Source organism: Petrachloros mirabilis, from assembly GCF_975968855.1.
On record NZ_CDLUDY010000122.1, the window covers coordinates 1 to 9,200 of the forward strand.

A 9,200-nucleotide genomic window follows, 5' to 3' on the forward strand; every position below is an offset into this window, starting at 1 on the left:
AACGTCCATACGTGATCCTCAAGGCCGGTATGACGCTGGATGGGCAGATTGCTACGGCATCAGGGGATTCTCGCTGGATTACCAGTAAGCAATCTCGTCATGAAGTCCATCAGCTTCGTGCGGATGCGGATGCAATCCTCATTGGTGTGGGAACGGTGATTGCCGACGATCCCTCACTCACGGCGAGAACGGGCAGGCACTTGAAAAAGGCTGCGTCGAGGCAGCCTTTGCGCATCGTGGTCGATAGCACAATGAGAGCACCGTTGACTGCACGGATTTTCAGGCAACAAAATGTGGCCAAGACGCTGGTGGCGACAACGAAGGCGGCTTCTGAGGCCCGTGTGCGAAGATTGAAACACAAGGGGATAGACGTCGTTCGTCTCCCCTCAGTCGCAGGACAAGTCTCACTCGCGGCTTTGATCGACGAACTTGGCCGGCGAGAAGTAACTAGCCTGCTCGTCGAGGGAGGGAGTGAGATCAATGCAGCGCTGTTGAAGGCCAAGCTCATACAACACGTTCGCCTCTATATCGCGCCGGCATTATTGGGCGGCACGAATGCAAAGGGCCTGATCGGTGGCAGGAGCCCTCTTCGGCTGGCCGAGATGTTGAAGCTCAAGCAGTTCGAAACGCGGATCGTAGGAGGCGACATCGTGGTAGAAGGTGATGTATGAGCCGAGGGATGCCTTTTACGGCTTTTTTGGTCTGGGCACTTGTCTGCCATCCCGCTGCCGCTTATGCAGCAGAGGCGAATTCCGGTAACGGGCTCGTTCCAAAGATTTTCGAGTACCTCGATTCAAAAGACAGTGAAGAAGCTGATCGTCTACTCCATGAAATTGAGGCACATCCTGATGCAACTGTGGATCAGGTATCACGGATAATCGAAACCGAAAGGCCATATGGGCCGCAGCCGGTTGGGGTCCTCCCTGACGAACGAATCACTGTACGCGGCAGGTCATACCAACTGGCACTATCTATTCCACTGACATATCAACTGTCGAAGGGCTACGGGCTCGTTGTCTGTCTTCATGGGGCCGGGTTCACCGGTGATGCCTATTTGGAACGATGGCAAGCGCGCCTTGGAGCGGAGTACCTGCTGGCTTGTCCGACATACCCCTCAGGAGCATGGTTTACCAGGGGCGCGGAAGATCTTGTTGTGGCGACGATTCAGGAGGTCCAGCGCCGGTATCATGTTGATCCCGATCGAATTTTCCTGACCGGGATGTCAAACGGCGGGATTGGGGCCTGGCTGATCGGTATGCATCATGCGCCGCTCTTTGCCGGTATCGCGCCGATGGCGAGCGGATTGGACGACGTGCTCATGCCCTTTCTTGCAAATCTCGGCAATACGCCAATTTACATTATTCATGGAGCGAAGGATCAGGTGATGCCGGTTGAATTGAGCCGGAGGATCGTGCGCGAATTGACGCAACTCGGCTATTCGTACATTTATCGAGAACATCAACGGGAACACCCGATGGCTGGGGGGCATTATTTCCCCAGAGAAGAGCTGCCTGATCTCGTTGCCTGGCTGACTCAACATCGCCGCGACCCCTTCCCAACCAAGCTGACACTCATCCGTGAAGCCAGTCATTTTCAGCCCTTCAATTGGGTTCGGCTCGACGCGACCGATCCCATTGCCGCTTTTGCCGATGATCTGCTGTCGAAGCGCGATGAACGCATTAAGCGACACGAATATGCCAAGCTCGAAGCAGTCGTTTCAGGAGCGAATCGTATTGAAGTGCAAGCGGAACGAGTGCGGCGGTACAGCCTCTTCTTGAACGACCGGCTGATTGATCCGTCCAAACCGCTGATCGTGGTAACGAACGGAGTTGTATCATTTGAAGGCAATGTGAATGCATCAGTAGAGACATTGCTGCGTCAAGCCAGGCTCAGACAGGACCCGCGTCATCTATTCTCCATCCATCTCACGATCACGGTTCCACCGCAGGCTTCATGAACCTGAGAAAGGTGTTATCGAGCAGGGCCTACAGGCCAGCCGTGGCGATTGTGACTCTGATTTGCCTCGTGGGGCGCTCTGATCTTGTCCTTGGGCAGTCCTGTCGTTTGGCCCCCCAGCATGCAGGAGTGACATTTCCAGTCGAACGAGTCGATCACGATTGGGCCTGCCGCCTTCAACCCGTCATTGAAAACTACACGACGGCTAATAAAGTCGGACCGCTCAGGACCGCTACGACTGAGTCCGTTTATTTGTATCTCCTGGATCGGCCGCACCTGGCCACGGCTTTGATCAACCGCCTGGCGATTGGTCTGTACAAGGCTGAACCAAGAGGTCCCGGCCGGAATTGGGTGACGGATGGGGAGGGCACAGAAGGAATCGTTGAACTTGTGTATCAGGATAGAACCTCGCGCATCTATTACATAGAGGGCAGCCATCAAAATCGAGTGATTCCAAATATGAGTGGCAAAGCCGTGGTGTTCCTTCGAATAACTTCCGTGAAAAATGAGAACGGCATGGAAGTAATGGATAGTACGATCGTGGCCTATACGAAACTGAACAATCGTATCCTCTCCGGGCTTGCCTCTCTGGTGCGTCCGCTGATCGGTGGCATGGTCGCTCGCAAAATGATAAAAGGCGTCGAGACGGTTAATCGATTGGGTTTGGAGATGCGACGAAACCCTGATCGCTTCATCTCTGAGGTCACAACAGTTCCCCCGCCGTTGCCGGAATCGGATCTGGCCTTCTTGAAGGAAGCCGTCGGGTTTCAGCAGGCGCAGCCATCCGGCAGCCAACCCAAGACACCGGCGCCATGACGACCACAAGAAGCTTCACGCTGCTCTGTACGATAGGCGTCTTCTGCTTTATCAGTTACAACATGGTGCGGATGCCGGTTTTGGCGCTCTTTGCGGAATCTCTCGGTGCGGGACCGGAGCGAATAGGCCTCATCGTATCGGTCTCCACCTTGACGGGAGTTTTTCTCAAGCTTCCCTCGGGAGCGTTATCCGACCTTTACGGCCGCCGGATGCTCTTGCGAATCGGCGTCGTGGCATTCGGGCTGCCCCCATTTATATATCTTTTCGTGAGTGATCTGAACCTCCTGACGACACTTCGGATGGTCCACGGGCTGGCGACGGCGATTTTTGCGCCGAGCGCTCTGGCCACGGTAGCCGAACTCTATCGAGAGCGGCGAGGTGCTGCATTAGGGACATACACGGCCTGCACGCAATCCGGCTCGCTTCTTGGGCCTTTCATCGGTGGGTATTTAGCATACGCCGCCGGTTTTTCTTCAGCATTCGTCACCGCAGGCATCTTCGGCTGTGTCGCCATCGCGATGTTCTATAGCCTGCGCTTGGACGAACCCCCACCCCGGGTGCAAGGTAAAGGTTTCACACCGGTGCTCGCCGAGATGTGGAAAGGATTTATCGTTGTGGCAAAGAACAAGAAAGTCCTCATCACGAGTTCAACCGATGCAGCCAAGATGATCGCTAACGGCGCTTTGATGGCATTCCTGCCTCTCTACGGGATCTCAGTCGGGCTGAACCCAGGTGAGGTGGGGCTACTTTTTACCGTCCAGTCCCTCACGTCGTTCCTCTCTAAACCGATCATGGGTCGAGTGTCCGATCGGGTTGGACGAAAGCCGTTGATTGTGCTCGGGCTGATAATCTGTGCGGCCACCTTTGTCTCGATCCCCCATGTCTCGATTTTTCCTGTGTTGCTCATGCTTTCAGCTGGTTTTGGGTTTGGAGAGGCGGTTGTGTCCTCTTCCTCCTCGGCCTTTGTGGCGGATAGTTCGGAGTTCAAAACACTTGGGGCTGGTATGGGGATGCAGGGCACGATAGGAGATATCGGCCATGCCAGCGGACCGCTGCTGGCCGGGCTCTTCATTGCCAACATGAGCTATGGATGGGCCTTTTCCATTATTGCTAGCATGCAGCTGACTGCGGCGGCGTTCTTCTGGCTCTCGATGAGAAAGTCATAGCCAAATCGGTTTATAATGGTGACCTCATGCGCGAATTTTCCACGGGAGACACGATCATCGGGGTGGTGGCTGCTATCGGCGTCGTTGTGCTCATCGCCGTGTTCATCTACGTGGTCAAGCAGATCATTCTGAGGAAAGACTGATGTTTTGCGGGATCGTGGAAGAGATGGGAGCCGTGACGACGATCGAGAAGACTCTCGCCGGAACGAGAATGACGATCCTCGCTTCCACCGTAATGGGCGATCTTAAGCTCGGGGACAGTGTCAGCGTGAATGGAACATGTCTGACGGTCGTTGCGAAGGGAGAGGGGGACTTCGCGGTCGAAATTTCGCCGGAGACCCTTTCAGTGACGACACTTGGGAGCCTTGCTGCCGGGTCGCCGGTCAATCTTGAGCGGGCGATGAAGCTGAACGAGCGGATCGGCGGCCATCTGGTTGCCGGCCATGTGGATGGGGTTGGGACGATCCGCACTCGTCGTCAGGAAGGCAATGCGATCTTTTTTTCGATCGAAGCGCCGCCGGAGATTCTACGTTACTGCGTCGCGAAGGGGTCAATTACGGTCGACGGGATCAGCCTGACGATCAATGAGATTGGAGATCGTTCGTTTTCCGTTGCGATCATTCCACATACGGCGAAGGTGACGACGCTGGGCCTCAAGCAAATTAACGACACCGTCAACCTTGAATCAGACATCATCGGGAAGTATGTCGAACGACTGCTTCAAGAGCGGAGCCAGCTCCCTAAATCTACACCGATAGTCGACAAGGAGTATTTGCAGAAACGGGGTTTGATTTAGGAATTCCCTGGTTGTAGATACCTCCTAAATTATTAAGACTGATTCTGCGCCGAAGAGCGGTATATGAAGTAGAGGACGATTCCCGCGACGACAGAAACGAGCACTCCGAATACTAGCTGGGCCCCGAAGCTGACGGGGCCGACATAGATCTTATAAAGTTGCAACGCGACGACCGGTAGCCCGATAGCCAGCGCGAGCGCGACCATGTGACGCCTCTGATAAATTGGTTCGCCGGGTTTCCTGGCTCCACGCTGCACGATTCCTCTTCTCCTCTCGATTGAGTGGCCTGCGGTAGATGAGCGGGCATCAGAGCCGAATTGTACAGACCGTTGCCGAGTCTGAGCGGGCCGTTAAGGCGGCGGGTGGTGCTGGTCGCCGCTCCGGTCAGGCTACTCCTCGATCGTCGATATATCCCCCGGATCCTGTCCCAGTTCTTTCGCCTTCAACACTCGCCGCATGATCTTGCCTGAACGGGTCTTCGGCAACGACGTCACAATATCGATTTCCGATGGCACGCCGATCTTGCCCAGCTCGTGCTGGACCTGATCCTTGATCGACTGGATCAGTTCCGGGCTCTCCTTCTCGCCCTGCTTCAAAATGATAAAGGCCTTAATCGTTTCACCCACGGTCTTATGCGGCTTGCCGATGACGGCGGCTTCAGCTACCGCATGGTGGCTAACCAGGGCGCTTTCCACTTCGGCTGTACCCAGTCTGTTGCCGGCGACTTTGATCACGTCGTCGGCGCGGCCCATGAACCACATGTAGCCGTCTTCGTCCTTGTGGCAAACATCGCCGGCGGTATAACAGTTCGGGATTGTGTGCCAATAGGTCTTGTAACGCTCCGGGTCTTTATAAATAGTTCGCATCATCGAGGGCCAAGGTTTTTTGATAACGGCAAAGCCTCCTTGATTGGCAGGCAGGCTTCGGCCTTGCCGATCCACAACATCGGCTTCAATACCCAGGAATGGCCTGGTTGCTGACCCAGGCTTCAACGGAACTGTCGGCAACGGCGTAATGAGGATCGAGCCGGTTTCGGTCTGCCACCAGGTGTCCATGATTGGTTTATCGCCGCCAGCCGCGCTATGGAACCATTCCCAGGCTTCCGGGTTGATCGGTTCGCCAACGCTCCCGAGGATGCGTAAGGTCGAAAGGTCGTATTTCTTCGGCCAGTCCTCTCCATGGCGCATGAGTAATCTGATCGCTGTCGGCGTTGTGTAAAAAATTGTCACTCCGTATCGTTCGATCAAGTCCCACCAACGGCCCGGGTTCGGATAGTCCGGCTTTCCTTCCGCCATGAGGACTGTGGCGCCGTTCAAAAGGGGACCGTAGACAATGTAACTATGTCCCGTAACCCAACCGGGGTCTGCGACGCAGAAGTAGACGTCGTCGTCCTTCATGTCGAACACATATTTCGTCGTCGTGTAGGTGCCCACCATGTATCCACCGTGTACATGGACGACGCCCTTAGGCTTGCCGGTCGTTCCTGATGTGTAGAGGATGTACAACGGAGTTTCCGCATCAAGTTTCTCCGCCTCACAGGAGGATTTCTCGCCCTTGATCCAGTCGTTCCAATCGATTTCTTTTGGGGCAGCTAGAGGTTGACTGGACTGTTGGCGTTGGACCACCACGACATGTTCAACCGTGGGACAGCTCTTCAAGGCTTGGTCGACTATGGGTTTCAGCTGGATGACTTTGGCCCGGTCGTAACCGACATCGGCGGTGATGACGAGTCTTGCCTCGGCATCATTGACGCGGCTGGCCAAGGCTGGCGCGCTGAAGCCGGAATAAACGACGCTGTGGATGATGCCAAGGCGAGCACAGGCCAACATCGCGATGACTTGTTCCGGGATCTTTGGAAGGTAGATGGTGACGCGATCGCCCTGCTTGAGACCGAGAGTTTTGAGCGCATTCGCACATTGATTGACCTGCCGATAGAGCTGGCCATATGTATAAATGCGTTCTTGATCGTCCTCGCCGACCCAGACGATTGCCACCTTATTCTTTCGCCAGGAAGCTATATGCCGATCAAGGCAATTGTAGGAAATGTTGCAGGTGGCACCGACGAACCATTTGGCCCAGGGGTAGTTCCAGTCGAGAACATTGCTCCAAGGGGAGAACCACTCCAATTCATTCGCCATCTTGCTCCAGAAGGCTTCGGGGTCCGCAATGGATTTCTTGTATTCAGTCTCGTAGTCCTTAATGTAGGCGGCGGATTTCGTTTTAGCGGTCGGGTGATAGATCCGGCTTTCTTTCAGCAGTGTTTCGATATTTTCTGATGACATAGAGGCCTGACTCCTTGTGGATCCGGAATGTGACCAGTTGTTCTGAGCTGATGGGCACTATTATCGTGATGCCGATGAGACTTCGCAACCATACAATGCTATCAGCGATGATGCAATTTCTTCAGCATGTGATTATGGTTTCTTGACAGTCGCGCAGAGGGCAGAGTAGGCTCAGATCACTGATTCATTTGATGCCGATCCATCGCCTATGATTGCTTCTCATTGCCTGTTTCGAATCTCAGCAGTCTTTCTTGCAGCGGTTTCCTACATTCTGATCGCCGGATTTGGTATCGGAAGGGCTCAAATCGGAATGCCCGAGGGGCTCTATTACAAATCCTGGGCGGTCGTTATCGGGATTGAAAACTACCTGCTGGCTCCAAAGATTCCCGGCGTTATCGAGGATGGGAAGGCGGTGGCTGAAGCCCTTCGAAAACTGGGGTTCGAGCATGTCATCGAGCTATACGATAAGGATGCCAGTTCTCGGAGGCTTGAACAGACCCTAAATGATTTTCTCCCTCGAAAAGTTGGCCGGCAAGATCGGCTGATTATTTACTTTGCCGGACACGCCGGTGTTACGCAGGATTCCTCCGGGAAGGAAGTGGGTTACTTGGTGCCATGGGATTCCCAACTCGGGAATACTTCGAAGGCCCTGACGTTTGAACATCTGAAAGAGTTCAGCCGTCGAAATGCCGCGAAGCATACGTTTCTTCTGCTCGATACAGCTGTACGAGGTTGGGAAGTCAGCTCGGCTCAATCCCTGTCCCTGGAAGGAAGAATGGAGCCAGAAGACGACACCGAGAAGCGCGCTGTACAGGTGCTGACGGCTGGCGACAAAGGTGAATCGTTGAGCCGCAACGGGAATCGCAGCCTGTTCGTCCAGAGTCTGGTGAAGGCATTGGCTGGTGAAGCCGATCTGGACAAGAACGGTTGGTTGATGGCTTCCGAGGTGAGCCAGTATGTTGCGAAACATCTGCGGGAACAGACCAAGGGAGAGCAACATCCGCAGTTTGCCATGTTGGAGGGAGGTGGCGATACTATTCTGATTGAGGGAAAACAGGCGGCTTTCCGGCTTGGAGGAGAACCGAAAACTCCCGAGGAGCGTCGAGAGGCAGCCAAGATGCATTACGAGAAGGCCTTCGTGTTGCTGCAGACCGGAAAGAATTCAACGGAGGCGTTGGAGCGACTAGACAAGGCATTGGAATACAATCCGGCCTTCGGCGATGCCTATGTGCTCAAGAGTTATCTCAGATTGGAGATTATTCCGGACTTGAACGAGGCTTTGGCGGCAGGAAAAGCTGCCGTGCAGTATGCACCCGAGAATCCTGACTCGGCCTACACCCTCGGTCTCGTGTATGAGAAGCTCGGCCGCTATGCTGACGCAGAACAAGCGCTGCGTGACTCTCTGAAAGTCAATCCGAACTACGTGGATGTCTATTTCTCTCTCGGGGAGCTGTATGCCGACCGGTTGAAGGATCAGAAGAAAGCCGTGGAAGCTTTCGAGCGGTATCTCGAACTGGGGGGTACCCATCGCCGAGCTGCAGAGGTCGTCGGGCAGTCTCGCGCCTCGTCAGGTTCGCAAGGACCATCGGCGTCGCCCTAGTCTTTTCCCCCTCCCTTTAAATAGCCCAATCCGATTTTCAATGCGCGTCTGGTAATTTCTGCCCAGCGGGCTTGTGGATATTCTGCCAGCACGGCAGCGGCCTTCGGGTCTTGAATATCAAGGTTTGCAATCTTGATGATCCCATCATCGATTTGTACGTCTGCCACGGGTTCCTCCTTGCACGTTGTTTCCTCAACCAACCGCCGTCTGTTTCGTTGACTGAACTTGGGGTGCATGTTAGCATGATTTCGTTTGATTTCTCGAACAGTTGAATCACCTGTCTCATTCACCAGGAAAACGATAGTCTCCCCTATCAAGGAGGAAGTCCCATGCATCAGCGGCAAGGACGAGGATATGTTCCGAATGTCGCATTGGGCGGGTTGGCCTTGGCGTTGTTGGTAGGACTCGCAGCTTGCGGCGGTCCTCCGAAGTGGGTGAAGCAAGGATCTGGAGCGTTCAACGACAAGGACAACAAAGCCTTCTACGGTGTTGGCTCTGTTACCGGGATCAGGAACGAGCCTTTGGCATGGGATACGGCGGAAAACCGTGCTAGAGCCGAAATTGCCAAGACGTTTGAGACCTAT

At 54.5% G+C, this 9,200-nt stretch carries 10 protein-coding genes; 7 read left to right on the top strand and 3 right to left on the bottom strand.

Annotation, left to right across the window (positions count from 1 at the left end):
- From ribD to ACWVCN_RS05090, 5 genes are all read left to right on the top strand, one after another.
- Positions 1 to 671: bifunctional diaminohydroxyphosphoribosylaminopyrimidine deaminase/5-amino-6-(5-phosphoribosylamino)uracil reductase RibD (gene ribD / locus ACWVCN_RS05070; protein ID WP_455244432.1), on the top strand; the 671-nt coding region annotated here is incomplete at its 5' end.
- Entirely contained in the window at positions 668 to 1,957 is a 1,290-nt protein-coding gene (locus ACWVCN_RS05075; RefSeq protein ID WP_455244433.1) for a carboxylesterase family protein, read from the top strand. The genes ribD and ACWVCN_RS05075, both read left to right, overlap by 4 nt.
- Positions 1,954 to 2,772 (top strand): hypothetical protein, encoded by an 819-nt coding sequence (locus ACWVCN_RS05080; protein ID WP_455244434.1) that lies wholly within the window; start codon positions 1,954 to 1,956, stop codon positions 2,770 to 2,772. Before ACWVCN_RS05075 ends, ACWVCN_RS05080 begins: the two co-directional genes overlap by 4 nt.
- Entirely contained in the window at positions 2,769 to 3,938 is a 1,170-nt protein-coding gene (locus ACWVCN_RS05085; RefSeq protein ID WP_455244435.1) for an MFS transporter, read from the top strand. Before ACWVCN_RS05080 ends, ACWVCN_RS05085 begins: the two co-directional genes overlap by 4 nt.
- Positions 3,939 to 4,080: 142 nt before the next feature.
- On the top strand, positions 4,081 to 4,734 hold the full coding sequence (locus ACWVCN_RS05090; protein WP_455244436.1) for a riboflavin synthase: 654 nt from the start codon (positions 4,081 to 4,083) through the stop codon (positions 4,732 to 4,734).
- A 32-nt stretch (positions 4,735 to 4,766) separates the two neighbouring features.
- On the opposite strand, the gene ACWVCN_RS05095 is transcribed toward ACWVCN_RS05090, so the two are convergent.
- Both ACWVCN_RS05095 and acs read right to left on the bottom strand, forming a co-directional pair.
- Positions 4,767 to 4,940 carry a hypothetical protein gene (locus ACWVCN_RS05095; RefSeq protein ID WP_455244437.1) on the bottom strand — a complete coding sequence of 58 codons (174 nt, stop codon included), beginning with the start codon at positions 4,938 to 4,940 and terminating at the stop codon, positions 4,767 to 4,769.
- Positions 4,941 to 5,123: 183 nt separating this feature from the next.
- Complete coding sequence (acs, locus tag ACWVCN_RS05100) at positions 5,124 to 7,016, bottom strand: acetate--CoA ligase (protein ID WP_455244438.1); 1,893 nt, start codon at positions 7,014 to 7,016, stop codon at positions 5,124 to 5,126.
- Between the two features lie 208 nt (positions 7,017 to 7,224).
- Here acs and ACWVCN_RS05105 point away from each other — a divergent pair, with 208 nt between their 5' ends.
- Positions 7,225 to 8,616 carry a caspase family protein gene (locus ACWVCN_RS05105; RefSeq protein WP_455244439.1) on the top strand — a complete coding sequence of 464 codons (1,392 nt, stop codon included), beginning with the start codon at positions 7,225 to 7,227 and terminating at the stop codon, positions 8,614 to 8,616.
- On the opposite strand, the gene ACWVCN_RS05110 is transcribed toward ACWVCN_RS05105, so the two are convergent.
- Positions 8,613 to 8,783, bottom strand: coding sequence for a hypothetical protein (locus ACWVCN_RS05110; protein ID WP_455244440.1), 171 nt, complete (start codon positions 8,781 to 8,783; stop codon positions 8,613 to 8,615). The two genes, ACWVCN_RS05105 and ACWVCN_RS05110, sit on opposite strands and share 4 nt — an antisense overlap.
- A gap of 162 nt (positions 8,784 to 8,945) precedes the next feature.
- Here ACWVCN_RS05110 and ACWVCN_RS05115 point away from each other — a divergent pair.
- Positions 8,946 to 9,200 (top strand): hypothetical protein (locus ACWVCN_RS05115; protein ID WP_455244441.1); only part of this gene is annotated, 255 nt, incomplete at its 3' end.

What these genes read in the sequence shown, in the direction of transcription:
- ACWVCN_RS05075 (WP_455244433.1), top strand. Translation starts at nt 668, where the DNA reads ATGAGCCGAGGGATGCCTTTTACGGCTTTTTTGGTCTGGGCACTTGTC.
- ACWVCN_RS05080 (WP_455244434.1), top strand. Translation starts at nt 1,954, where the DNA reads ATGAACCTGAGAAAGGTGTTATCGAGCAGGGCCTACAGGCCAGCCGTG.
- ACWVCN_RS05085 (WP_455244435.1), top strand. Translation starts at nt 2,769, where the DNA reads ATGACGACCACAAGAAGCTTCACGCTGCTCTGTACGATAGGCGTCTTC.
- ACWVCN_RS05090 (WP_455244436.1), top strand. Translation starts at nt 4,081, where the DNA reads ATGTTTTGCGGGATCGTGGAAGAGATGGGAGCCGTGACGACGATCGAG.
- ACWVCN_RS05095 (WP_455244437.1), bottom strand. Translation starts at nt 4,940, where the DNA reads ATGGTCGCGCTCGCGCTGGCTATCGGGCTACCGGTCGTCGCGTTGCAA.
- acs (WP_455244438.1), bottom strand. Translation starts at nt 7,016, where the DNA reads ATGTCATCAGAAAATATCGAAACACTGCTGAAAGAAAGCCGGATCTAT.
- ACWVCN_RS05105 (WP_455244439.1), top strand. Translation starts at nt 7,225, where the DNA reads ATGATTGCTTCTCATTGCCTGTTTCGAATCTCAGCAGTCTTTCTTGCA.